22 protein-coding genes and 1 pseudogene are annotated in these 24,731 nt (G+C 57.7%); 21 read left to right on the forward strand and 2 right to left on the reverse strand.

Features of this window, described 5'->3' with window-relative positions:
- Positions 1–47 precede the first annotated feature (47 nt).
- The 17 genes from B0G71_RS05405 to B0G71_RS05485 all read left to right on the forward strand — a co-directional run bounded on the left by B0G71_RS05405 (position 48) and on the right by B0G71_RS05485 (position 17,678).
- Positions 48–539 (forward strand): GAF domain-containing protein, encoded by a 492-nt coding sequence (locus tag B0G71_RS05405; RefSeq protein WP_258875488.1) that lies wholly within the window; start codon positions 48–50, stop codon positions 537–539.
- Between the two features lie 163 nt (positions 540–702).
- The gene (locus B0G71_RS05410) at positions 703–1,851 is read left to right on the forward strand and encodes a branched-chain amino acid ABC transporter substrate-binding protein (protein ID WP_116140202.1); all 1,149 of its coding nucleotides are present in this window, start codon (positions 703–705) and stop codon (positions 1,849–1,851) included.
- A gap of 60 nt (positions 1,852–1,911) precedes the next feature.
- Positions 1,912–3,186 carry an FAD-binding oxidoreductase gene (locus B0G71_RS05415; RefSeq protein ID WP_116140204.1) on the forward strand — a complete coding sequence of 425 codons (1,275 nt, stop codon included), beginning with the start codon at positions 1,912–1,914 and terminating at the stop codon, positions 3,184–3,186.
- A 73-nt stretch (positions 3,187–3,259) separates the two neighbouring features.
- Positions 3,260–4,162: a dihydrodipicolinate synthase family protein gene (locus B0G71_RS05420; protein ID WP_116140206.1), complete on the forward strand. Its 903-nt coding sequence runs from the start codon at positions 3,260–3,262 to the stop codon at positions 4,160–4,162.
- Between the two features lie 217 nt (positions 4,163–4,379).
- Positions 4,380–5,330: a branched-chain amino acid ABC transporter permease gene (locus tag B0G71_RS05425; protein WP_116140208.1), complete on the forward strand. Its 951-nt coding sequence runs from the start codon at positions 4,380–4,382 to the stop codon at positions 5,328–5,330.
- Positions 5,331–5,348: 18 nt separating this feature from the next.
- A complete protein-coding gene (locus B0G71_RS05430; RefSeq protein ID WP_116140210.1) occupies positions 5,349–6,518 on the forward strand; it encodes an ABC transporter permease subunit in 1,170 nt (389 codons plus the stop codon).
- A gap of 19 nt (positions 6,519–6,537) precedes the next feature.
- Complete coding sequence (locus B0G71_RS05435) at positions 6,538–7,350, forward strand: ABC transporter ATP-binding protein (RefSeq protein ID WP_116140212.1); 813 nt, start codon at positions 6,538–6,540, stop codon at positions 7,348–7,350.
- A complete protein-coding gene (locus tag B0G71_RS05440) occupies positions 7,350–8,066 on the forward strand; it encodes an ABC transporter ATP-binding protein (protein WP_116140214.1) in 717 nt (238 codons plus the stop codon). Before B0G71_RS05435 ends, B0G71_RS05440 begins: the two co-directional genes overlap by 1 nt.
- A 72-nt stretch (positions 8,067–8,138) precedes the next feature.
- Positions 8,139–9,137 (forward strand): 4-hydroxyproline epimerase, encoded by a 999-nt coding sequence (locus B0G71_RS05445; protein WP_116140216.1) that lies wholly within the window; start codon positions 8,139–8,141, stop codon positions 9,135–9,137.
- A 46-nt stretch (positions 9,138–9,183) separates the two neighbouring features.
- Positions 9,184–10,419, forward strand: a complete 1,236-nt coding sequence (locus tag B0G71_RS05450) for an amidohydrolase family protein (RefSeq protein WP_116140218.1) — start codon at positions 9,184–9,186, stop codon at positions 10,417–10,419.
- A gap of 132 nt (positions 10,420–10,551) precedes the next feature.
- Entirely contained in the window at positions 10,552–11,229 is a 678-nt protein-coding gene (locus B0G71_RS05455) for a GntR family transcriptional regulator (RefSeq protein WP_258875489.1), read from the forward strand.
- A gap of 396 nt (positions 11,230–11,625) precedes the next feature.
- Positions 11,626–12,144 (forward strand): hypothetical protein, encoded by a 519-nt coding sequence (locus B0G71_RS05460; RefSeq protein WP_116140222.1) that lies wholly within the window; start codon positions 11,626–11,628, stop codon positions 12,142–12,144.
- A complete protein-coding gene (locus tag B0G71_RS05465) occupies positions 12,141–12,842 on the forward strand; it encodes a methyl-accepting chemotaxis protein (protein ID WP_147308651.1) in 702 nt (233 codons plus the stop codon). The genes B0G71_RS05460 and B0G71_RS05465 overlap by 4 nt, the downstream gene beginning before the upstream one ends.
- A gap of 100 nt (positions 12,843–12,942) precedes the next feature.
- Positions 12,943–13,140, forward strand: coding sequence for a hypothetical protein (locus B0G71_RS05470; RefSeq protein WP_147308652.1), 198 nt, complete (start codon positions 12,943–12,945; stop codon positions 13,138–13,140).
- A 168-nt stretch (positions 13,141–13,308) separates the two neighbouring features.
- Positions 13,309–14,211: a dihydrodipicolinate synthase family protein gene (locus B0G71_RS05475; RefSeq protein ID WP_116140228.1), complete on the forward strand. Its 903-nt coding sequence runs from the start codon at positions 13,309–13,311 to the stop codon at positions 14,209–14,211.
- Positions 14,212–14,528: 317 nt separating this feature from the next.
- Positions 14,529–16,025 (forward strand): sodium:alanine symporter family protein, encoded by a 1,497-nt coding sequence (locus B0G71_RS05480; protein ID WP_116140230.1) that lies wholly within the window; start codon positions 14,529–14,531, stop codon positions 16,023–16,025.
- 36 nt (positions 16,026–16,061) lie between these two features.
- A complete protein-coding gene (locus tag B0G71_RS05485) occupies positions 16,062–17,678 on the forward strand; it encodes an aldehyde dehydrogenase (NADP(+)) (RefSeq protein WP_116148350.1) in 1,617 nt (538 codons plus the stop codon).
- A 75-nt stretch (positions 17,679–17,753) separates the two neighbouring features.
- Here the strand turns inward: B0G71_RS05485 and B0G71_RS05490 are convergent, their stop codons facing one another.
- On the reverse strand, positions 17,754–18,578 hold the full coding sequence (locus tag B0G71_RS05490; RefSeq protein WP_116140232.1) for a pyrroline-5-carboxylate reductase: 825 nt from the start codon (positions 18,576–18,578) through the stop codon (positions 17,754–17,756).
- Between the two features lie 76 nt (positions 18,579–18,654).
- On the opposite strand from B0G71_RS05490, the gene B0G71_RS05495 reads away from it, so the two are divergent.
- On the forward strand, positions 18,655–19,209 hold the full coding sequence (locus tag B0G71_RS05495; protein ID WP_116140234.1) for a cupin domain-containing protein: 555 nt from the start codon (positions 18,655–18,657) through the stop codon (positions 19,207–19,209).
- Positions 19,210–19,476: 267 nt separating this feature from the next.
- Here the strand turns inward: B0G71_RS05495 and B0G71_RS05500 are convergent.
- Positions 19,477–20,227: pseudogene (locus tag B0G71_RS05500) on the reverse strand (IS5 family transposase).
- A 324-nt stretch (positions 20,228–20,551) separates the two neighbouring features.
- Here B0G71_RS05500 and B0G71_RS05505 point away from each other — a divergent pair.
- The 3 genes from B0G71_RS05505 (at position 20,552) to B0G71_RS05515 (ending at position 24,664) form a co-directional block, all read left to right on the forward strand.
- Positions 20,552–21,817 (forward strand): IS256 family transposase, encoded by a 1,266-nt coding sequence (locus B0G71_RS05505; RefSeq protein WP_116140236.1) that lies wholly within the window; start codon positions 20,552–20,554, stop codon positions 21,815–21,817.
- The gene (locus tag B0G71_RS05510; RefSeq protein WP_116140238.1) at positions 21,783–22,193 is read left to right on the forward strand and encodes a substrate-binding domain-containing protein; all 411 of its coding nucleotides are present in this window, start codon (positions 21,783–21,785) and stop codon (positions 22,191–22,193) included. The genes B0G71_RS05505 and B0G71_RS05510 overlap by 35 nt, the downstream gene beginning before the upstream one ends.
- A 1,088-nt stretch (positions 22,194–23,281) precedes the next feature.
- Positions 23,282–24,664, forward strand: coding sequence for a DUF1329 domain-containing protein (locus tag B0G71_RS05515; RefSeq protein WP_116140240.1), 1,383 nt, complete (start codon positions 23,282–23,284; stop codon positions 24,662–24,664).
- The last annotated feature ends 67 nt before the right edge of the window (positions 24,665–24,731 follow it).

Below are 24,731 nucleotides of genomic sequence, written 5' to 3' on the forward strand. Positions count from 1 at the left end.
GCACGAAGCATGTACTCATCTCTGGGGCAGTCGAGCGTGTAGCCAGGATGCTGCAGGAAGTTGGCAACACCGACCTCGTGTGGGCCCAGTTCGAGCGTTCCCTCACGGAGGTATTCGGGCAGCAGCTCTTTACTGTGTTGGCGTATGACGAGGCGTCGAGCCGCCTAGGACGTCTGCATAGCAATCGGCTGGACATTAATCCAATAGGCGGACTCAAGCGGGTGACGCAAAGTCGCTGGTCGGATCATGTTCTTCGACGCGGTGAAGTCTTTGTGGGTTCAACGCGCGAAGACATCAAGGGGGTGTTTTCGGAGTATGAGGTGCTGTGGTCGATTGGATGTGAAAGCGTGCTGAACATTCCGGTGCGCAAAAACGGCGTCACGCTGGGCACGATGAATCTGCTTGGTAAAGCTGGCTTGTATGACGATGCCGATATCGGGCTGGCGCTGGTGTTTGCACAATTGGCGGTTTCGCCGCTCGAAGATCAGGTTCAAAGGCTGCGTGGGCTTGAGGATCCTGATTTCATGGAACAGGTGTAGGACTTGGGGCGGGGCGGCAGTAACCGCGCTCCGCCAATTTTTTCGAACGCATTTGACAGACCCGCTGAAGCGGCGCATCATACGTGAAACGTTTGGATATTGGATCCAAGATAATGTTTTTGCGCTGGCTTAGGCGGTTTTCATGGGTAGTAAGGAGACTGATATGAAAGTTCGCACCACCGCTTTTGCAGCCGCTGCTTCAGGATTCCTCGTCCTGTCCCTCGGAGCCGCACAGGCCGCCGAAACGCAAACGGTCAAGCTGGGTTTGGCTGCTCCGATGACGGGCGCGCAGGCGCAGTACGGCAAGGACTTTGAATCGGGCGTGCAGCTCGCCATTGACGACTTCAATGCCACGAAGCCCAAGATCGACGGCAAGGAAACGAAATTCGTGCTGGAGGCGCTCGACGACCAGGCGGACCCGAAGACGGGCACGGTCGTCGCCCAGAAGCTGGTCGATGATGGCATCAAAGGTATGCTCGGTCACTTCAACTCCGGTGTGACAATCCCCGCTTCGGCGATCTATTCGCACGCAGGCATTCCGCAGATTTCGACGGCAACCGCCCCGGCCTATACGCGTCAGGGCTTCAAGACTACGTTCCGGATGATGACGTCGGATACGCAGCAGGGCAGTGTGATGGGCAAGTACGTGGTCGATACGCTCCATGCGAAGCGGATTGCAATCATCGATGACCGCACGGCATACGGCCAGGGTCTTGCGGAGCAGTTCGAGACCGCGGTGAAGGCTTCCGGCGGCAGCATCATTGACCATCAGTTCACGTCCGACAAGGCGGTCGATTTCAAGGCGATCCTGACCGGCATCAAGTCGAAAAACCCTGATTTCATCTACTACGCAGGAGCTGATGCGCAGTCCGCACCAATGGTTAAGCAGGCGCGCTCGCTGGCAATGAAGGCCACGTTTGCCTCGGGTGAAATGTCGAAGACGGAAGACTTCATCAAGATTGCGGGACCGGCCGCGGACGGCACGATCGTCTCGCTCGCGGGACTGCCGCTGGACAAGATGCCGGGTGGCGCTGGCTTCACGCAGCGCTACAAAGCCAAGTTTGGTTCTGAACCGACGACCTATGCGCCGTATACGTACGACGGCGCCATGGCGATGATGCAGGCGATGCAGAAGGCCAATTCGTCTGACCCGGCCGTCTATCTGCCGGTGCTGGCGAAGACCGACATGAAGGGTGTCACCAGCGACCATTTTGCGTACGACCAGTACGGTGATTTGCGCGACGCAATCATCACCGTCTACAAGTGCGAAAACGGCCAGTGGAAGCCGATGACGGTACTCGGATCCAAGTAATTGCTGCCACCGTGGACGGCAGGTCTGCCGTCCACCCAGCCAATACCTCGACTCACGGAAATGACTCAGCAAGCTCAAAACTCTCGGACAACCACCGACGTTGTGGTTATCGGTAGTGGAATCGTTGGTCTCGCATGTGCTTGGTCTGCGCTGCGCGATGGCGCCACCGTCACCGTCATCGACCGTGACTTCGAAGGCGACCGCACGTCGCATGGAAACGCCGGCGGTATCGCGGTGACTGAGAGCACCCCAATTTCAGTGAGCGGGTTGTACATGAAGGCGCTGAAGTGGTTGTTCGATCCTTTGGGGCCGTTGGCACTTGACTGGAAACATGTGCCGACCGCCTTGCCATGGTTCATGGAGTTTCAACGTTCGGCCAACAAGGACCGCTTCCGCGAAATCTCGCTGGCTTTGGCTAGCCTGAATAATCGTGTTTATAGCGACATCGTTCCGATGTTCGAGGACATCGGTGCGATGGACAGTTTTTATCGCCGTGGGGCATTGACGGTCTATGAGACCGACGAGGCCTTCGCCGTGGATCAGCATGAATGGGAATTTAAACGGGATCTGGGCGTGCGCTGGCACGCCATGTCTGCTGACGAGGTTCGCGATTGCGAACCCTCCCTTGCGCCGGTTTTCCGACATGGCGTGTTTCTCGATGACTGGTCACACATCGGTGACCCGAAGCGTCTCGTGACGCAGTTGCGAGAGCGAGTGAAGCAGCTCGGCGCCACGTTTTTCGTCGGCACCGTGAAGGCACTGGATCTCGCTGACGCGCTTGCGCCAGCAGCAGTGACCGAGACAGGCGACCGAGTAAAGGGGCGCCGCCTCGTAGTAGCGACGGGTGCATGGTCCGCATCGCTTGCCGGATCCATCGGCGACCGCGTCCTGTTGGACAGTGAGCGTGGTTACAACACGACGCTTCCTGCGCATGGCATCAGTCTGTCGCGCGAAGTGATCTTTGCCGAACGCAAATTCGTCGCTACTCCACTTGATATTGGGGTGCGCATTGGCGGTGCCGCCGAGTTCGCCGGCCTGAAGGCGCCACCGAACTACAAACGTAGTGACGCACTGCTTACGCTCGGAAAGCGGTTCCTGCCCGGCATCAATGATCAGGGCGCTGTGAAGTGGATGGGGCACCGCCCGGCCACGCCGGATTCGTTGCCCGTCATCGGCAGGTCGCCGCGCACGCCATCCGTCATCTATGCGTTTGGCCACGGTCATCTTGGGCTCACGCAATCGGCAACGACGGGTGCGCTTGTCGCCGACCTCCTTGCCAATCGGACACCCGGAATCGGTCTCGAGCCGTATTCGATCAGTCGCTTCCGGACTTAACGAGGCACTTGCGACCTCAATCGACCCGCGGGAAATCCCGTTTCTGATTATCATTTTTTGGAGAGATATAACCATGCTAGTTAACTGGAAAGGTGTGTTCCCTGCTGTCACGACGAAGCTGAAAGATGATGGTTCGCTGGATCACGAAGCGATCAAGGCAGGTCTGAACCGCCTCATCGAGAGCGGGGTCGGTGGGGTCGTCATGATGGGTATGGTCGGTGAGAGCGCCCAGCTCACGCCGGAAGAGAAGCGCACGGTAATCAAGCTTGCCGTCGACACTGTGAACGGACGCGTGCCGGTAATTGCGGGTCTCGCGGAAACCAATACGGCAAACGCGGTCCAGTACGCGAAGGACGCGGAAGAACTGGGCGTTCAGGGCCTAATGGTTTTTCCTGGTCTCACGTACAAGTCCGACGCCCGTGAAACGATCGCCTTCTACAAGACCGTCGCCCAGGCGTCCAAACTCGCGATCCTGCTCTATAACAACCCGCGCGGATATGGCGTGGACCTGACGCCCGATATAGTGGCGCAACTGCTGGAAGAGTCGACGATCGAAGCCCTCAAGGAAGAATCGTATGACACAACCCGTGTCACGGATTTGACCAGCCGCTTTGGCGACCGCCTTGCTGTCGTTTGCGGTGTCGACGATCTGGTGCTCGAGTCGGTTGCACTTGGCGTGACGTGCTGGGTCTCTGGCATGGCTAACGCTGTTCCAAAGGAATCGGTCGAACTGCTGAATCTGGCGGTTGCTGGCGACTATGAATGGGCCCGCAAGCTGTACCGCGCACTGATCGACCTGTTCCATCTGGATACGCACGTGAAGCTCGTTCAGTACATCAAGCTGGCCGAGAACATCACCGCCGGCTATTCGGAAACCGTGAAGGCACCGCGACTGAAGCTCGAAGGCGAAGAACGCCAGAAGGTCATTGAAATCGTCGAAAAGACGCTCGCCAACGTGCGTGCCTTGTCGAAGTAACGCGGCTGGGCCTGAATCCTGCCGCCAAGGGTGGGCAGGCCTATTCCACGCGACATAAGAATCTCATTTTCCCGATGACGAATCGCCTGCCGTTTCGTCATCGCGTCAAGGCTTTCAGGGCCGAATTAAACGCGCGCGATCCGTGTCGGGGGAGCCGCTGGGCGGCCGACACACGACAAAAAAACCATTGAAAGGTGCAGCGTTTCAGGAGCAGGTAGTGGATATTTTCGTTCAGCAGATTCTCAATGGGCTGGTGCTTGGCAGCGTTTATGCCATCATCGCACTGGGCTATACGATGGTTTACGGCATTCTGGGCATCATCAACTTCGCTCACGGCGATGTGTTGATGGTGGGCGCGATGGTTGCGCTCTCCGCCATAGGCGTGCTGCAGAACCACTTCCCCGGCCTCGGCAACGTGCCGACACTGATCATCGCGTTGATCATCGCAGCAGTGGTTTGCTCGCTGGTCGGCTACACGATCGAGCGCGTGGCTTACCGGCCATTGCGTAAAGCGCCGCGTCTCGCCCCGCTGATCACCGCGATCGGCGTGTCGATCCTGCTGCAGACGCTGGCCATGATGATCTGGTCGCGCAACCCGCTGCCGTTCCCGCAGTTGTTGCCCACCGACCCGATCAACGTGATCAAGGCCACCGACACGACGCCTGGCGCCGTGATCTCGATGACTGAAATCGTGATCATCGTGGTGGCGTTCCTCGTGATGGGCGGTCTGCTGCTGCTGGTGCACAAGACCAGGCTCGGCCGCGCCATGCGCGCCATCGCCGAGAATCCGGGCGTCGCGAGTCTGATGGGCGTGAACCCGAACTTCGTGATCTCGGCCACCTTCATGATCGGCTCGGCGCTCGCCGCACTGGCCGGCGTGATGATCGCCTCCGAATACGGCAACGCTCACTTCTACATGGGTTTCATCCCCGGTTTGAAGGCCTTTACCGCGGCGGTGCTCGGCGGCATCGGCAACCTGGGCGGCGCGATGGTGGGCGGCGTGATTCTCGGCTTGATCGAACAGCTGGGCGCGGGCTACATCGGCAACCTCACGGGCGGTGTATTCGGCAGTAACTATCAGGACGTGTTCGCCTTCATCGTGCTGATCATCGTGCTGGTGTTCCGTCCGTCGGGCCTGCTCGGCGAACGTGTCGCGGATCGCGCCTGATCCTGGGAGAAAACAGACATGACCTCAATTCAACCGATCGAGCCGTCCACGACGCTCATCCCCGAGAAGAACCTGACGAAGACGCTGACCGTCGGCATCATCACTGCGATCTTCGTAATCGCGGCGCCGATGATCATCGGCGCGGCCGGCGGCAACTACTGGGTCCGCGTGCTCGACTTCGCGATGCTGTATGTGATGCTCGCGCTTGGCCTCAATGTGGTGGTCGGCTTCGCCGGCCTGCTGGATTTGGGCTACATCGCGTTCTACGCGATCGGCGCCTATACCGCTGCACTGCTGTCTTCGCCGCACCTGAGCTCACAGTTCGAGTGGATCGCGCATCTGGCGCCGAATGGGCTCCATGTGCCGATCTGGCTCATCGTGCCGATCGCGATGTCGTTTGCCGCGTTCTTTGGGATTGTGCTCGGCGCGCCGACCTTGCGTCTGCGTGGCGACTACCTCGCGATCGTGACCCTGGGCTTCGGGGAAATCGTGCGGATCTTCATGAACAACCTCGACCGTCCGGTGAACATCACCAACGGCCCGAAGGGGATCACGGGGATCGATCCGGTATCGGTGGGCGGCTTCAGCCTCGCGCAGACACATTCGCTGTTCGGCCTGCAGTTCCCGTCGGTGTACATGTACTACTACCTGTTCGTGCTGTGCGCGCTGTTCGTGATCTGGACGTGTACGCGTTTGCAGCACTCGCGTATCGGCCGTGCGTGGGCCGCGATCCGCGAAGACGAAATTGCCGCCAAGGCGATGGGCATCAACACCCGTAACGTGAAGCTGCTGGCCTTCGCGATGGGTGCGTCGTTCGGCGGCCTGTCGGGCGCGATGTTCGGCTCGTTCCAGGGCTTCGTGTCGCCGGAATCGTTCACGTTCTGGGAATCGGTCGTGGTGCTGGCGTGCGTGGTGCTGGGCGGCATGGGCCATATTCCGGGCGTGATTCTCGGCGCGGTGCTGCTCGCCGTGTTCCCGGAATTCCTGCGCTCGACCATGGGTCCGCTGCAGAACATGATCTTCGGCCATGAAATCGTCGATACCGAAGTGATCCGTCAGTTGCTGTACGGCCTCGCGATGGTCGTGATCATGCTGTACCGCTCGGAAGGCTTGTGGCCGTCGCCGAAGCACGAAGACAAGATTGCGAAACTGGCGAAGCGCGCTGGCAAGAAGCCGGTGCGTGCCTGAGGCCCAGGGGAGAAATTACATGAGCGATAACGCAAGCAGCAACGTGGGCAACGGCGCGGGTAGCGATCAGATCCGCCTGTCGGTGAAAGGCGTCAACAAGCGCTTCGGCGGCCTGCAGGCGCTGTCCGACGTTGGTCTGCAGATCAAGGCGGGCCAGATTTACGGCCTGATCGGCCCGAACGGCGCCGGCAAGACGACCTTCTTCAATGTGATCACGGGCCTGTACACGCCGGATTCGGGCGAGTTCAAGCTCGACGGCACCGAATACACGCCGACCGCCGTCTATCAGGTGGCGAAGGCGGGTATTGCGCGGACGTTTCAGAACATCCGTCTGTTCGGCGGCATGACCGCGCTGGAAAACGTGATGGTCGGGCGCCACGTGCGTACCAAGCACGGCCTGCTGGGCGCGGTGTTCCAGACGCCGGCCGAGCGCAAGGAAGAGCGCGAGATCAAGGAGCGCGCGGTCGAACTGCTGGAGTACGTCGGCATTGCGCAGTACGCGGACTACACGTCGCGCAATCTGTCGTATGGTCACCAGCGCCGTCTGGAGATCGCACGCGCACTGGCAACCGATCCGAAGCTGCTCGCACTCGATGAGCCGGCCGCCGGCATGAACGCGACCGAGAAGGTCGAGCTGACCAAGCTGCTCGACAAGATCCGCAGCGACGGCAAGACGATCCTGCTGATCGAGCACGACGTGAAACTGGTGATGGGCCTGTGCAATCAGATGACAGTGCTCGACTATGGCAAGGTGATCGCCCAGGGGCTGCCGCATGACGTGCAGAAGGACCCGAAGGTGATCGAGGCTTATCTGGGTGCGGGGGTCCACTGATGGCTACGGCAATGTTGAAAATCAAGGGCCTTCAGGTCAATTACGGCGGCATTCAGGCGGTCAAGGGCATCGACCTCGAAGTGGCGCAGGGCGAACTGGTCACGCTGATCGGCGCGAACGGCGCGGGCAAGACCACGACGATGAAGGCGATCACGGGTCTGAAGCCGTATTCGGCGGGCGACATCGAGTACATGGGCCAGTCGATCAAGGGCATCCCGGCGCACGAGCTGCTCAAGCGCGGTCTGGCAATGGTGCCGGAAGGGCGCGGTATCTTCGCGCGCATGTCGATCGTCGAGAACATGCAGATGGGCGCTTATCTGCGTAACGACACGGACGCCATCAAGGCGGACGTCGATCGTATGTTCGGCTTCTTTCCGCGATTGAAGGAACGCGCCACGCAATACGCGGGCACGCTCTCGGGCGGCGAACAGCAGATGCTGGCCATGGCGCGCGCGATCATCTCGCGCCCCAAGCTGTTGCTGCTGGACGAACCGTCGATGGGTCTGTCGCCGATCATGGTCGAGAAGATCTTCGAAGTGGTGCGGTCGATTTCGGCTGAAGGCATGACCGTGCTGCTGGTCGAGCAGAACGCGCGTCTCGCGTTGCAGGCGGCGAACCGCGGCTACGTGATGGACTCGGGGCTGGTCACGATGTCTGGCGACGCGAAGCGGATGCTCGACGATCCGAAAGTTCGGGCGGCGTATCTCGGCGAGTAAGCTTTGTGAATAAGAACAGTGGGTGTTCAAGAGTCCACTCTTTTGGTATGTAGTTTTGGATGGAGCAGGGTAATGAAATCGACATTCTTTTGCATCGATGGACATACGTGTGGCAATCCGGTCCGAGTCGTCGCCGGGGGCGCACCACAGCTGGAAGGAGCGAACATGATTGAGCGCCGTGCGCATTTCGAGCGCGAGTTCGACTGGATCCGGACATCGCTGATGTTTGAACCTCGGGGCCATGAAGTGATGTCGGGCACCGTTCTCTATCCGCCGACGCGCTCCGACTGTGACGTTGCCATCCTGTTTATCGAGGTCAGCGGCTGTTTGCCGATGTGTGGCCACGGCACCATCGGGACAGTAACGACAGCCATCGAGCACGGTCTGGTGCGTCCGCGTGAACCTGGTGTCCTACATCTGGACACGCCAGCCGGTCTAGTGGTTGCGCGCTACAAGATGGACGGAGACAACGTCGATTCCGTGCAGCTCATCAATGTTCCATCATTCCTACATTCGACGGACCTGACAGTCGATGTTGCGGGACTCGGCGAAATCCGCTTTGATGTCGCCTACGGCGGTAATTTCTACGCAATCATCGAACCGCAGCAAAACTTCGGTGGCCTCCATACGCTCAAACCGTTGGATATCCAGCGCCTGAGCCCGATCCTGCGCCAGAAAGCGAATGAGAAGTATCAGTTCGTTCACCCCGAAAAAGCAGAAATCCGTGGTCTAAGTCACGTGATGTGGACGGGCGAACCAACGGTCGAAGGCGCGAGCGCGCGCAATGCCGTGTTCTACGGTGACAAGGCAATCGACCGATCACCTTGCGGTACCGGGACTTCCGCCCGTATGGCGCATCTGGTTGGCAAGGGTCGACTCAATATCGGCGAAAGTTTTGTTCACGAAAGCATTATCGGAACACTCTTTACTGGAGTACCGGAAGAAGCCACGAAAGTGGGTGAATTCGACGCGATCATTCCGAGTATCGAAGGCTGGGCGCGGGTCACAGGACACAACACGATCTTTGTTGATGACCGTGATCCGCTCGCCAAGGGCTTTTTGCTGAAGTGATTTACCGCGGCATGTGGGCCGCTCGAAAGTCAGTTGAGGAATCGAAATGTTGATCCTGAAAAACGCACGCGTCCTGGACGTAAATCACGAAAATGACACTGCACGTTATTCGATTGTCGTGGACGGCGAGGTCATCAAGGACGTCACCCGCGAACCAGTATCGATAGATGGCGCGCAGGTTATTGACGTCGGGGGAAAGACGGTCATGCCTGGTATGATTGACTGCCATGCGCACGTCATTGCATCGGTGGCGCACCTTGGAAATAATGGCCGTTTGCCGAACACTTTTGCTGTCTTGCGGGCAGTGCCAATCCTGAGCGGTATGCTTAATCGGGGCTTCACAACGGTGCGAGATGCCGGCGGTGCCGACTATGCGCTTTCGCGTGCAGTCGAGGAAGGGGTGATCGCCGGTCCGCGGTTATTCGTGGCCGGTAAGGCGTTGTCACAGACGGGAGGTCACGGCGACTTTCGCGAGCGCTTCGACAATTCGGATCCCGACCCCTGCGGCTGCCACCGCAATCTCGGGGCAATCGGACGTATCGTCGACGGCGTGGATGATGTGCGCAAGGCTGTACGCGAAGAGATGCGTGCGGGCGCGCACCACGTTAAGATCATGGCGTCGGGCGGCGTTGCGTCGCCAACGGATCCGATTGGCAACCTCCAGTTTTCCGTTGATGAGGTCAAGGCCATCGTCGAGGAAGCCACGTCCCACCAGACCTATGTCATGGCGCATGCCTATACAGGCAAGGCGATCTCTCGCGTCGTGAAGCTCGGTGTGCGGACGATCGAGCACGGCAATTTGATTGATGACGAAGCGGCAGCGGTCATGGCCGAGTTGGGAGCGTTTGCGGTCCCGACGCTCGTTACTTACGACGCGATGAGCAAGGTCGGCGCAAAGGCTGGCGTGTCGGAGAGTGCTCTCGCGAAAAACGAGAACGTTCGTATTCAGGGCCTGAAAGCACTTGAGCTGCTCAAACGCAACGGCGTGAAGATGGGTCTTGGCACCGACCTTCTGGGCGATATGCACGAGTATCAAAGCGATGAACTGACGATCCGTTCAGCCATTCTGGGTGCGTTCGAGACGATCTGTCAGGCCACGGCCGTGGGTGCCGAGATCGTCGGACAGCAGGGCCGTCTGGGCGTCGTGTCGCCCGGTGCCTTCGCTGACCTGCTGGTCGTCGACGGTGATCCCCTGACTGACATCAGCGTCCTTACCGGTCAGGGCGAGCGCATCGCCGGAGTGATGAAAAACGGTGTTTGGGTACGTGAAGCATTGCGGTGATGCGGTGCCGGTCATTGGATTTTGTATCCGAAAGCCGTTGCCGTGATAGCATATGAGCTATATCCAGAATCCTTTACGAACCTGATCATGCCCCCGGTTGCCGCTAAACGTCGTACCAAAGAGGCGTCCACGATGAGTGAAGTTATCGTGGATGAAAGCACGCGAAAAATCGTCCGGCCGACTACAGTTGAACTTGTCACCACGGCGGTTCGGCAGCGAATCTTGAGTGGCGAATTGGCTCCGGGCGAGGTGTTGCGGCAGGAGGCGCTTGCGGAGGAACTCGGCGTCAGCCGCGTTCCTATCCGTGAGGCTATTACTCGGCTAACGGCGGAGGGGCTGCTGACTAACGTCCCGCACAAGGGGGCATATGTCGCTGAGCTGTCGAAAGACGAGGTGAAGGAGACATTCGAGATCAGGCTGCGTCTGGAGCCATGGATCTTTTCCGAGGCGATTCCGCGGATTACAGAAGCCGAAATGGGCAAGGCTGAGCGGATCGTCAAGGAAATGGACAAAGCAGACTCCGGCGTCTGGGGGCAGTTAAACTGGCGTTTGCACGAGACGCTCTACCTGCCCGCGCAACGAGACATTACCCTTCAGATGTTGCGGGTGCTCCATGACCGCTGTGATCGATATTTCCGTTTTCAGGCCGTGCAAGTGCCGATCCGCCAACAGTCTCATGACGAGCACATGGCGTTGGTTGAGGCATGCAGAAACCGCGACGCAAAGCTCGGGGCCAAGCTGTTGGAGCAGCATGTCAAGACGGCCGCACAGCAGATCATGTCGGTTGTTGAGGCAGTTGTGACGCGCTGAGTCCATCAGTCGCTCGATCTTTAGTTCCCGATTCGATCTTTTTCGCAAACCGGAGCGCACCTGTTTTCAGGAGCGCTCCAGGTTTGCCGCACATTGCTGCAACCCCGCAAGCGGAGTCTGTCGTGTATCAGTTCAGCTGAAATTGCACGTCGATTGTCTCTTCCCTATTCCCCGACAAAGGCCGCCATCAACGCTGTTCAGTGATTGGCGGAGGTGAGCGGTGTCTGTTGTCGTAGCATATCCATTCCGGCTTTACTTGCGCCAATAATAGTTAGTTATCCTAAATTATTTGGCATAGAGGGTTTACGTTTTGAAGTCATGGCGCAGTAAACGAGGCATGTCAGACAAGCGTCTGATGACTGGGGAAGCTGGGCAGTATCAATCAGCGAACTCTCAGTGCCGCTCGAACATCAAAGAAACCGGGATCTCGATATTACACTTACGCTGCGAAGTAAAATTCTTGTCACCACTTGCGTCACCGTGGTCGGGGCGCTCGTGCTATCTGGTGCAGTGACCTATACAATTATCCGGACAAACATGATCGATGCAATCAACGAGAATCTTAGCTCGATTGCGAGCAGCAACACAACGACCATCAGCCAGTGGATAGAGGGTAAGGAACGTGCCGTCAGCGAGACTGCTGCAGTGGCTGAGCACGGTGATCCGCAAGGGATGTTCGGGCAGATGTCACGCAACGACGGGCTGGTTGTAACAGCTGGCTGGTCAGACAGAACATTCTTTTCGACGGTGAAGACGCCGCCGGACTACGATCCGACTGTCAGGCCTTGGTACAAAGCCGCGATGGCAGCGGGGAAGCTAATCGTCACGAGGCCATCCCTGGAGTCAATGACTGGTCAGTCGTACGTGGCATTTGCAGCACCGATGGTGCGGGACGGGCAAGCCGTTGCGTCGTGAGCGGTGCGGTGACGCTCAGTGGAATTCGCGACGTTGTGAATGCGGTACACCCGACCCCCTCAAGTTTGGCGTCCGTGGTTGCCCGGGACGGACAGTTGGTGGCGCACCCGGACACGACGCTTGCTTTTAAAAATGCGACTGATGTTTCCGGGGACCCTACCCCGGATACGCTCAACCGGATCTCCGATGGACAGACGCCGTTTGCAGTGACCATAGGGGGAGCAGCAAAGTTGCTCAAGATCAGGCCCGTCGTCGGCACTGATCGGTACCTTGTCATTGCTCTGGACAAGAGCGAAGCGACCGTCGGGCTACGTAACATAATTCGTGCGATGGTCATCGCGATGATCGCCTTGACGCTGGCGGCCATCGGCATTGCAGTCCTATGGACGTCGAGTTCGTTTCGCAGACTTGGGGAAGTGCGGAATGCGATGAAGCGAGTAGCCTCGGGGACTGGCGACCTCACGCATCGTCTGCCAGTAGCGGGCAACGACGAGGTCGTGCAGATTGCACATTCGTTCAATCAGTTTGTCGAAAAACTAAACAGCGTGATCCGTCGCATTCGCGATACTAGTGAATCGGTACGGCACGCCGCGCACGAAATAGCTTCAGGGAATCACGACCTATCGCGTCGCACAGAATCAGCGGCTGCCAGCTTGCAGCAGACGGCAGCATCAATGGAAGAGATACGTCGACGGTAACACAGGCCGCTGGCGCAGCGAGGCAAGCGAATCAGACGGCGGTAGCCGCGGCTAGTGCCGCATCCCGTGGGGCCATGTGGTGACGGACGTCGTGTCAACCATGCGCGAGATCGAAGGAGCCTCCGGGAAGATCAGCGACATCATCGGTGCTATCGACAGTATCGCTTTTCAAACCGTTGAAGAGTCGGCGGCAGCAGCATCCGCATTGCAGACCCAGGCGTTCGAGCTTGCAGAGGCAGTAGAGCAGTTCCGGACAAGCGATGTTGCGTCGGGGGGCAAGCTTAGGGTAAACATCTAGAACACCATGAATTATTTCGTGCTCTAATCTGAATATTGGATCCAGGATACTGATTCTCTTCTCTCGAAGGCTGCAGGCGCTGTCATTTTTTTGGCGTTTCTTCTGGATCCAATATACATACTTTGCACGAGGCCTTACTGGCCCTCGACTTTAGAGAAGGAATGGATCATGGCAATCAATTGGCAAGGCGTTTTCCCCGCAGTCACGACCAAACTGAAGTCCGATTTCACGCTCGACACCGAGGCTATCTGCGCGGGGCTTGATCGCCTGATCGCGAATGGCGTCAGCGGCGTCGTCATGATGGGCATGGTGGGCGAAAACGCACAGCTCACACCGGAAGAAAAGTTGACGGTCCTGCGTACAGCCAAAGAGGTGATCAACGACCGTGTGCCCATCATCTCCGGCCTCGCAGAAACGAACACCGAGAAGGCCGTGGCGTATGCCAAGGAAGCTGAGAAAATCGGCATTGATGGCTTGATGGTCTTCCCGGGTCTGACTTACAAGTCAGATGTCCGTGAAACGGTCGCGTTTTACAAGACGGTCGCTAAGGCATCCAGTCTCGAGATCCTGCTGTACAACAATCCGCGCGGTTACGGGGTCGACCTGACGCCTGATGTCGTCGAGCAGTTGCTCGAAGAACCTACCATCGTGGCAATCAAGGAGGAGTCCTACGAGACCACCCGCGTTACCGACCTCATCAGCCGTTTTGACGGACGTCTCGCAGTAGTGTGCGGTGTGGACGATCTGATTCTTGAAAGCGCTGCCCTAGGCGTGAAAGTGTGGGTCTCGGGCATGGCGAACGCGCTGCCCAAGGAATCGGTCACTCTTCTAAAGCTGGCTGTCAAAGGTGATTTCGCGACGGCTCGGAAACTGTATGCCGCCCTGACGCCGCTGTTCCATCTCGACACGGTGGTGAAACTGGTCCAGCACATCAAGCTCGCCGAGCACATCATCACGGGTTCGGCCGAAACCGTAAAGCCCCCGCGCCTGGATCTGGTTGGCGAAGAGCGCGAGATCACGATCGCTATCACGCGCAAAACGCTGGAAGACCTCAAGGTGCTTGGTTACTAACGAGCGCACCTGACCGGAGCTGCCTGACAGTTCCGGTCAACGACGACGATGTTGTCGTGCGAAAACTGTGTTGGGCGCGGCTCCATGCGCTATCGCCTCATGTAGGTGCCGTTTTCGTCGAAGACGAGTGGCGGCACCCCTTCTTTTATTCCGGCCTGTCGACATAGACGGTCGCTTGGCGGTGACCCCGTTTTAATGAAAGCCGGACCGGGTCTTCGAGTCCCGGTTGACTCGACAGACGGCAGCGGCCTAAGCAGGTGCCTCAGTTATATTGCGGCTTCACCGCCAGTTCAATTTCAAATTATCGGGAGACAAGGTTGGAGTTGCTGACGACAGTGAATGAGTATCTCTGGAGCCCGCTGGTCTTTTTCGTGCTCGGGTTCGGACTCTACCTGACTGTAAAAACAGGATGCCTTCAGATTCGTGGTCTACCCGAAATGCTGCGGCTCATCACGCAACGGCAAAGCGGAGAGGAGGGCATCTCTTCTTTTCAGGCGCTCGCGCTAACCCTGTCGAGCCGTGTGGGTGTCGGCAGTATCGCAGGAGTTGCGACGGCCATCGCAGCGGGCGGTCCCGGCGCGCTCTTCTGGATGGCGACGATGGCGATGCTTGGCGGTGCAACGGCCTACGTGGAGTCCACTCTCGCGCAGATCTACAAGTCGAAGGTGAATGGCGTCTATTCCGGCGGCATCCCCTACTACATCGAGCGTGGATTGGGCCTGAAGTCGCTAGCCTGCTTGGCGGCCTTCGCCGCAATGTGTCTGTACGCGTTATTCGCGCCTGGAATCCAGTCCAATAATATCGGCCTTGGGTTCAAGTCAGCATTTGGTATTCCCCCGGTTTACACGGGAAGTATTCTTGTTTGTCTGCTTGCCTTCATCATATTCGGACGACGTGCTCGCCTGATTCACTTTGTCGAATATATGGTGCCGTTTATGGCAGGGGCCTACATCCTGATGGCTGTCGGCATCGTCATCGCTAATTTTGACCGGCTGCCCGGCGCGTTGCACCTTATCCTCTCAAGCGCATTCGGGTTCAATGCAGTATATGGCGGCATCGTGGGCTCAGCCATCACATGGGGAGTGAGACGCGCGCTGTTCGCGAATGTAGCCGGCGTGGGCGAAGGCACCTTCGGATCCGCAGCCGCTGACGTTTCCCATCCGGTTAAACAGGGGCTTGTTCAGTGTTTTTCCATTTACATTGATACCCTGTTCGTCTGCATGGCTACAGGCATCATGATCGTCATCACGGGGCAATACAACGTGATGGGAGATTCCGGCGCTCCTTTAACAGTCCATCTTCCGGGCATCGAGGCAGGTCCTGCGTTTGCGCAGGCGGCTGTGAACTCGGTTTTCCACGGGTTTGGAGCACCTTTTGTCGCGACATCGATTGCGTCATTCGCTTTCACGACGCTGATCGCTTTCTACTACATCGCGGAAACGAACCTGTCCTATCTGCTCGGTGGACGCAGGAAATGGGCGGTGTTCGTGCTGCGTGTCGTGACCTGCGTGACGGTCCTGCACGGTGCAATCGAGCCTTCCGCACTCATCTGGGCAATTGGCGACTTTGGCTATGCGAGCCTCGCCTGGATCAACATGTTTTGCCTTGTACTTCTGGCAAAGCCCGCTTTGTTGTCGCTCAAGGACTTCTACGTGCAGAAGCAGGCGGGTCTCGATCCCGTGTTCGATCCGGTCAAGCTCGGCATTCCCAACACGGTCTGCTGGACTCACGGGACCGATGACGACGCACTGGCTCCGCCGACGCTGCTGGCGGAGCCGCTTCCCGTTCGCGTAGGGACCACTACTTCGTCGTAGCCCGCGCCATTTCACCCCTTTTTGAAGGACATCGACATGACCATTACTGGCGAAATGCTTATAGGCTTTTCCGCGGTGCGTGGCAACGAAGGCAGCCAGCATGCATTCAATCCTGCCACCGACTCCGAGATCCCGGAGCCGTCCTTTGGTATGGGCGGGGCCGCGGAGGTCGAGCGCGCGGCTTTTCTGGCTGCGCAAGCTTTTGACGTTTTCCGGAATGTCCCGCTTGAGACACGTGCGGCGTTTCTGGAATCAATCGCTGACAACATCGTCGGCATCGGCGATGAGTTGATTGAGCGGGCACACGCGGAGACGGGCCTTCCGGTTCTGCGTCTGCAGGGCGAGCGCGGCCGGACTGTCGGTCAGCTGCGTCTTTTTGCGAAGGTTGCGCGGGACGGGCACTTTCTCAGTTCGACGATTGATCATGCTCAGCCAGAGCGGCAGCCGCTGCCACGTGCGGACATTCGCCTTGCGAAAGTACCAGTCGGACCGGTCGCGGTGTTCGGCGCGAGTAACTTTCCGCTGGCCTTCTCGGTTGCCGGAGGTGACACTGCGTCGGCATTTGCAGCAGGTGCACCGGTTATTGTGAAGGCACACGGGGCGCATCTTGGAACGTCAGAGCTGGTAGGTCGTGCAATCCTGAAAGCGGTCAAGGAGCAGGGCTTGCCAGAGGGCGTGTTCTCACTGCTTTTCGGAGCTGGTCGCAACCTCGGCGAAGCGTTGGTCGCCCATCCAATTATCAAGGCGGTTGGCTTCACGGGTTCCCGTCAAGGTGGCCTCGCGCTAGTCCGGATCGCAAATGCTCGACCCGAGCCGATTCCCGTCTACGCCGAAATGAGCAGTATCAATCCGGTGTTCCTTTTTCCGGGTGCGCTCGCTAGCCGCGCTGAAGCGATCGGTAAGGCTTTCGCAGATTCGCTGACCTTAGGTGCTGGACAATTTTGCACGAACCCGGGGCTCGTCCTCGCAATTGACGGCCCGGACCTCGACCGTTTCGTGAAGGCGGCCGGTGACGCGCTTGCGACCAAGCCGGCCCAGACAATGTTGACATCCGGAATCTTCAAAGCTTTCATCAGCGAATCGGAGAAGGTCAACGCGGTCCAAGGTGTCACAAAAGTGGCAGAGGGCGTGTTGGCGGGCGAACTGCCGAATGCCGCGCAGGCCGCGTTGTATTTGACTGATGCACAGCGGCTGTTGGCTGCACCTGAGCTCGAAACAGAAATGTTTGGCCCGGCATCTGTTGTGATTCGTGCCCGCGACTTCGAGGAATTGCTTTCGGTCGCCGAACACGTGGAAGGGCAGCTCACGGTCACTCTTCAGATCGACGCCGCTGACTATACCGATGCACAGCGGCTGCTGCCAGTGCTTGAGCGCAAGGCCGGTCGAATCCTCGCGAATGGTTTCCCGACAGGTGTAGAAGTCTGCCACGCGATGGTTCACGGCGGTCCTTTCCCTTCCACATCAAATCCGATGTTCACATCGGTGGGCGCAACGGCGATTGACCGATTCCTGCGACCGGTGTGCTATCAGGATCTGCCGGATGCACTGCTGCCGGCAGCGGTAAAAGAGGCAAACCCGCTAGAGATCTGGCGCCTGGTTGACGGCGAGCTAACAGCGCCGCAGGAGGCAGCAAGCGCCACTGTGCAAGCCTGACGGCCGGAAGAGGGCAGGTCGCCGATGCAGCACTAGTGACCTGCATGACGCTGGACTTTTTGAGCAGGCAAGTGTTCAGGGATTTCTAATGCGGTCGAGGACGCGATCGAGGGCAAGGTGTTGGGCGTTAAGTGCACCCGCCCGTTCGAGATCAGCGGTCACCTGCTCGTTCAAACCGCCCGGCGTTGAAAACTCCTTTGACAGTTCGGCGAAGGTCTCAAAACGCGCTTTCGCGGTGGAGGCCAGTCCGCTGAATAGAGACGCGAGGTAGGCTCGAGCGTCCCTGTAGGGAATGCCTTTGTCTTGTAGCCAGATAGCATGGCTTTCGAGTGTGGCGAAAAAGCTGCCCATCAGGGCGGTTGACGCAAACAGACAATCGAACGCCTTTTCATCGCTGGCGGGAATCGCGGCACCGAGCGGTGCAAAAAGTTTAATCGCTACAGGGTTAGCCGGAAATACGATAGTCGGCCCCATCGCCTGGGCTACCATGGGTAAGGGGGCCAGACGCACAATATCCGCGACGTCAGGCATCAACACGCGCAGCCTCTCGAGATTCCAGGTAGCAATGAAGCTGAAAACGCAGTGCGTTGGCCCGAGATGAAGCTTTGACAATACATCTTCAGCGATTCGAGGGCGGATTGCGAGGCAGAGCAACGTGCATCTGTCTGCGACCTCCTGATTGTCGCGGCCGACTCGGACTAGTGTGTATTTGTCTGAAAGTCTTGAGGCGGTCTCCTGATTGCGAGGTGAGACCCATATCTCTCGAAGACCGCGGGGTTCTGCGGTAAGGCCGCTAACGATCGCCTCCGTGATTGTGCCTGTCCCGATGAATCCTATCCGCTCAGTCATCTCCGGACCTCCTGTTTCAACGTCGAAATTCGTTTGCTGGGGAAGCAGCATTGAACTTGTTCTGGATACAGGATATTGTTCCACAATACCAGCTGCGCAGAACGCCGGCTTCAGAAGGGAGGCAGAAATGACGGATGACGCATTATTAGATAACCCCGCCTCGGGCGCTAAACCGAGCGACTGCAACAGCACATCCCAGTTCCTGATCGTTCGTCCGGAATCGGAAGAGAGCTATTGGCAGCCAGTGCCTGCAAATGGCTACGCCGCGGTGCACCTTGCGCCCCATCTCGTAGCGATGCAGCGGCCGTTTGCGGCAGGCACTCAGACTGTGCCGCCTAGTGGTTTTGTTCGTCTGCACGCACACGCGGAGTCCGAAGAGATACTTCACTTCATTCGGGGTGAAGGCAGGGTGATTGTGGAAGGGCGGGATTATCAGATCGAGCCGGGCATGACGATCTACCTGGGTCCCAGGCAATCACACACACTAATAAACGATGGAAGCGAAGACTTGCACTGGGTATGGTTCTTCGTGCCATCGGGCTTGGACACCTTCTTCAAAGCTATCGGAAGGCCGCGTAAGCCTGGCGACGTCGCTCCCGAGAATTTCGCACGGCCCGAAAACGTCGGCGCAATCGAGGCGAGCAACGGCTTTTCGCCAATCGATGCAAATCGCCTGCGGTAGCGAGATAGGCCGTCCTGTAACTCTTTATTGTTTGAGGACTTGTTTCTCATGGTACACACTCAACCTCCGCCTCCGTTTCATCATATCCTTCAATCTGCACTGGGCTCTTCGCAGCGGCCAACAGCGACAGCGCCGGCATCTCCTTACGCTTCGCTACTGACCTCGCCGTTGTCGGGGCTTGCAGGAAACACGACGGAGCGGGCGGACGTGGCATCAGTTGCGATTCTGGGCTACAACTAATCTAAGTTTGCTAGGGCCTGTTGACAATCAGCAGGTCCAGATGAAAGCGGAGGAGAGCGCAACGAATGATGAAAATCGTTCGGAGAGCTTGTCGTAGCGGGTAGCAACGCGACGGAATTGTTTGATGCGACAGAAGAATCGTTCGACCAGATTTCTCGAAGCATAAAGATGTTCGTCCAAAGGACGTTGCTCAAGGCGATTGGCGCGACTGGGATGACGGCTTGAATACCAGTCGATTCCAGATGTTGCAGGATCGTGTTCGAATCGTAGGCTTTGTCGGCAGCCAGACTGGCGGGTTTCAGTTCGCCCAGCAAAGGCAGAGCTTCGGGACTGTCACCAGCTTGTCCGCCCGTCAGATGAAAGCGAGCGAGCATGCCCAGACCATCGAGCAGAGCGTGAATCTTAGTGCTCAATCCACCACGCGAGCGCCCGATTGCCTGGTCGCCTTTTTTTTCGCTGCTCCGGCGGCATGCTGGTGGGCACGCACAATCGTACTGTCAATGAAGACTTCCTCGAGGTCGGTGTCGGCCGCCAGTTCAGCGAATACTGCATGCCATATCCCTGCCCGAGACCATCTGGCACAGCGTCGGTACACGCTATTCCACGGTCCAAAATCGGGCGGCAAATCGCGCCATGGGCTGCCGGTGCGCGAGACCCATAGTACGGCCTCGACGAACAGTCGGTTATCCGTAGCCGTCCGACCGGGGTCCATCGCCTTGCCTGGCAGCAAGGGGGCGATCCGTTCGTATTGGTCGTCACTGAGCATCAGTCTTGGCATCCTGTTCTTCCGCAAAAGACAGGATGTAAACAGCTTTCCTCACAAGTTAACAGCCCCCTCAGCGCTGGTTGTCAACAGGCCCTAGTGCCTTTCAGGGATTAGCGCAGCATACGGTATTCACGAACCGACACACATCGTTGAAAAGAGCTATGCATCAGCGGTGTCCCAAGGATGCGCATGCAATGCGGCAGTCAGGAGCGAATGGCGAGCTAAAGTCGAAAGTGGTGTACGGGGGAGTTGAGGCGGGAGATTGAAAGCGGTGGAGGTTTCAGCTGAGAATCTGATTGTCGAAGTCGGAAACCAGCAAACAACAAACCATCCACCATGAGCAAGTTTACGGAAAAAGAAGTCGTTGGTCTATCGGGAGTCGGTCTGGGTCTGGACGATCTGGTCCGGCAAGGTGCGCGGCAGGTGATTCAGCAGGCGATCGAAGCGGAGCTGGCTTCGCTCCTGGAGCGGTTCGCGAACGTCAAGACCTTGCACGGCCAGCGCGCCGTGGTGCGCAACGGCTATCTGCCGGAGCGCGAGGTGTTGACGGCGGCCGGGCCGATTCCAGTGAAGGTGCCGAAGGTTCGTGACCGATCAGGATCAGGCGTGAAATTCAACTCATCGATTGTGCCGCCGTATGTGAGGAAGTCGCCGCGCGTGAGTGCCGCGCTGCCGTGGCTGTATCTGAAGGGCATTTCGACGGGCGACATGAGTGAGGCGCTGAGCGTGCTGCTGGGCGACGATGCCAAGGGTCTGTCGGCGAACGTGGTGAGTCGCCTGAAGGCCCAGTGGGCCGACGAGCATGCGAGCTGGAGCCGGCGTGATCTGTCGAAGTCGCGCTACGTGTACTGGTGGGTTGACGGCATTCACACCGGGCTGCGCAGCGAGAACTCGGACGGTCAATGCCTGCTGGTGATCATCGGCGTGAGGCCGGATGGGCGCAAGGAACGTGTGGCGATTGGCGACGGGTATCGCGAGTCGAAGGCGTCGTGGCAGGAGCTGCTGCTCGATCTGAAATCGCGTGGCCTGGAGGTCGGTCCATCGCTGGCGGTCGGCGACGGAGCAATGGGTTTCTGGGCCGCACTGGAGGAGGTGTTTCCCGCGACGCGCGGCCAACGCTGCTGGTTCCACAAGATGGGCAACGTCCTGAATGCGCTGCCAAAGTCACAGCAAGGCAAAGCCAAAGGCGATCTGCAGGCGATCTGGATGGCTGCCACGCGCGCCGACGCATATGCCGCGTTTGATCGTTTCGTGACGGTCTACGCGGCGAAATATCCGAAGGCGACGGAAACGTTGAAGAAGGACCGGGAAAGCCTGCTGGCGTTTTACGACTTCCCGGCGGAGCACTGGCAGCACCTGCGGACAACAAATGCGATCGAGTCGACGTTCGCGACGGTGCGCCACCGGACGACGCGTACGCGCAACTGTGTGTCGCGACCGACCTTCCTAGGGCTGGCATTCAAGCTGATCGAGGAGGCCGAGAAAACCTGGCGACGCATCAACAGCCCTGAACAGATCAAGCTGTTACTGGAAGGCATTGCCTTCAAGGACGGCGAACCGGTGCAAGATGATCGACCGGGTCAGCAGAAACTCGCCGCTTGACGTCGCCGCTCATCAAGCTGCCCATACACCACTCTTGACCTTATCTCGCGAATGGCCTGAAGCAACCGCTATCGCGTGCAACAGCGACATCTATGCATTTAGCGCGATTGCTGAGTGTCGGCGCATGGGTCTGCGTGTGCCAGAAGACATCCCCATCAGCGGCTTCGACGATGACGACTACACCAACATTTTCAGGCCCGCTCTCACAACCGTCTCGGTACCCGCACGCGAGATTGGACAATACGCAGCTGCTGCACTCGTCAAAGAACTTAACGCGGAGGGCACGAGGGTGCCTATAAGACCGGTCCTGACAGATCTCAAGCGTCAATTCGGCGAATCGCTTGCATCTGCGATGTCTTCGTTCCTTTCTGGCTAGGGAGTTGACGGCCTCAAGGGCAAGCTCGTTCTGTTGCCAGTGGTGGATTCAACATACTGGCCAGCGGGTTGGAGATCGATGTTGCGCAGATCTCCGTCGCGAATTACGCCCTTTGCAGCGCGGAAACCTCTTCGCCTCGCACATCAGCTGAAAGGGGCGAACGCCGGCGAGGCGGTCTTCTGTCGTTGGCGGAGCCCTATTTTCCCAACGGGGCTGACGATTATCCGATCGACGACTGGGTCGGCGCCACCTCGCTCCGAGTAGGTCAGCGGCGTCGGCCAACGCCTTCGTGAGCAAAGCGATGAAAAAATCCAAGTTCTTACGTAAACCTTTCATCCGCACTATCAAAAGAAGCCTAGGGACGGGGCATCAAGAGGTGCGCCTCTCAGTGGTCCAACGTAACGGATCTGCCTGCTTCGCCCTGCAGTATGAACAACGGGCCTTACAGTGCTACCGACTGCTGATGTGATGGGCGTCGGAAGATGCCTGGATAGATGGCCTTTTTATCCGGCGTTGGCCTCACATTGCCGAAACTGGATAGATGGTCAAAAAGTTTGGCCTCATAGTATGTGCACGGAGTCGGTGATCGTTAGCAGTTGTGTGGGCTGTACGTCGGTTCATTCCGCTAGCGGACGGCTCAGGATCGGTGAGGCGACCTTTTGTGCGTCACCATCGTTTGGGTCGGTTTGTTACAGATTGTAATATTCGAGCAGTCGAAGCGCGTCGGTTCGAAGGCAGCAGCAATGAAGTGCGCTATCGAGAACTGACCGTTGCAGCAAAGTCGATAGATATTTTGACGTCCACTGTAACTACATTCGGTTTTGAGAGGTGTGTGCATTCGATACCGCATTTCTAGACGTGATAAACGGTAACACGAGAAATACCCATTAATTTAGTACTACATATAAAAGTATAGAGGACGTTCGGATCCATAAACCCTCTGTCCAATACCGATCCAAAAGTGACAGCAGATCACAACGGCCAGCGCGCAAACCGTTGCCTGAAAATCCTCCGGATTTTGCGGGTCTTACGCGGTGCCGGTTGAGGAAAAATTTTTAGACAGAAGCAAGACACGAAGGAATTCGACCATGAAACTGCAGCCACTAGCTACTGCTCTTACGGCATTGGGCCTACTTACATCCGTCGCATGTTCAGCGACGGAGGACGACGCCTCGAAGTTGGGCGGAGATTTGACGTCAGTAGGAGCGGAGAAGGTAGGGAGCAAAGACGGAACCATTCCAGCATTCGCGGGTATGTCAAAGCCGTCGGCTGGTTGGGCCTATGGGAAGGTTAGAGAGGACTATTGGAAATACAAGGGAGAGAAGCCTTCTGTTGTTATCGATGCTTCAAACGTCGACAAGTATGCTGACAAGCTGACGCCGGGACAGGTTCAGATGATCAAGCAGATCAAGGGATACACGATGCCGGTGTATCCAACGCACCGAGAATGCGGCTTCCCCGACACGGTGGCAGAAAACACCAAGAGTGGAGCACTTAAGTCGACGATTGGAAAAGATGGCTGGTCGTTGGACAACGCGACCCTGCCGGGAGTCCCTTTTCCAATGCCACAAACTGGGATCCAGGTAATGTGGAACTGGCTCATGCGATATCAGGGGGCAGGCGTTGAATGGCGAGACGCTACCACACTTGTCTCGCCGCGCCCGGGGACCACTCAACCTATTGTCGTGCACTTCAATCAGCTCATGTTCTATCCTTGGGCGAAAAACGGCCGACATACGCCGCAAGACGAATCCGGCTTGCAAAACGGAACTTACTACCTTTACACAGACCCGGCCGCACTCGCTGGCCAGGGAACGATGCAGCGGTACTATTTTAATAAGGATACCGATACCTATTATTACTTTACGGGCCAACGCCGCGTCCGTCGCTTGCCAGCCTATTCATACGATGCGCCGTTGATTGGGTTCGAGAACCAATACCCTGCGGACATCTCGTTTGGATTCTATGGGAATCCAGATCGGTTCGACTGGAAGCTCGTCGGCAAGAAGGAAGTGTACGTGCCGTATAACCAGTTCGCAATGCAACGCTTTGATGACAAGCTGGATTCGTTAGCTGGTCCCTCCTTCGTCAACGCGAACTATCGTAGGTACGAACTGCACAGAGTCTGGGAGATCGAGGGGACGGTGAAGTCAGGGGTTCGTCATTCAACACCAAAAAAGACGCTCTATGTTGATGAGGATAGCTGGCTGGTCGCTGTAGGGGACGACTACGATGCACAAGGCAAGATCTGGAAATCGAAAGAGAACAGTATCACTCCAGAGTGGGAGATCGGTGCATGCGCGGTCCCCACATCTATCTACAGCGATCTTATCAGTGGTCGCTACGTCCTTGATAACACTGTAGTCGGTAGCGGAAAGGACGTGAAATACTATCCGCCGGGAAGTAGCGACTCCCGACTGACAAGCCAGTATTTCACGGGAGAAAACCTAGGGAAGATTAGCGATCGATAACCGATGCTACGCGAAAACATTGAGCGTTATCGGGAACCACACGTTGTTATAAACATAAAATAGATTA

It is taken from the genome of Paraburkholderia sp. BL27I4N3, from assembly GCF_003386115.1.
Classification (GTDB): Bacteria; Pseudomonadota; Gammaproteobacteria; order Burkholderiales; family Burkholderiaceae; genus Paraburkholderia.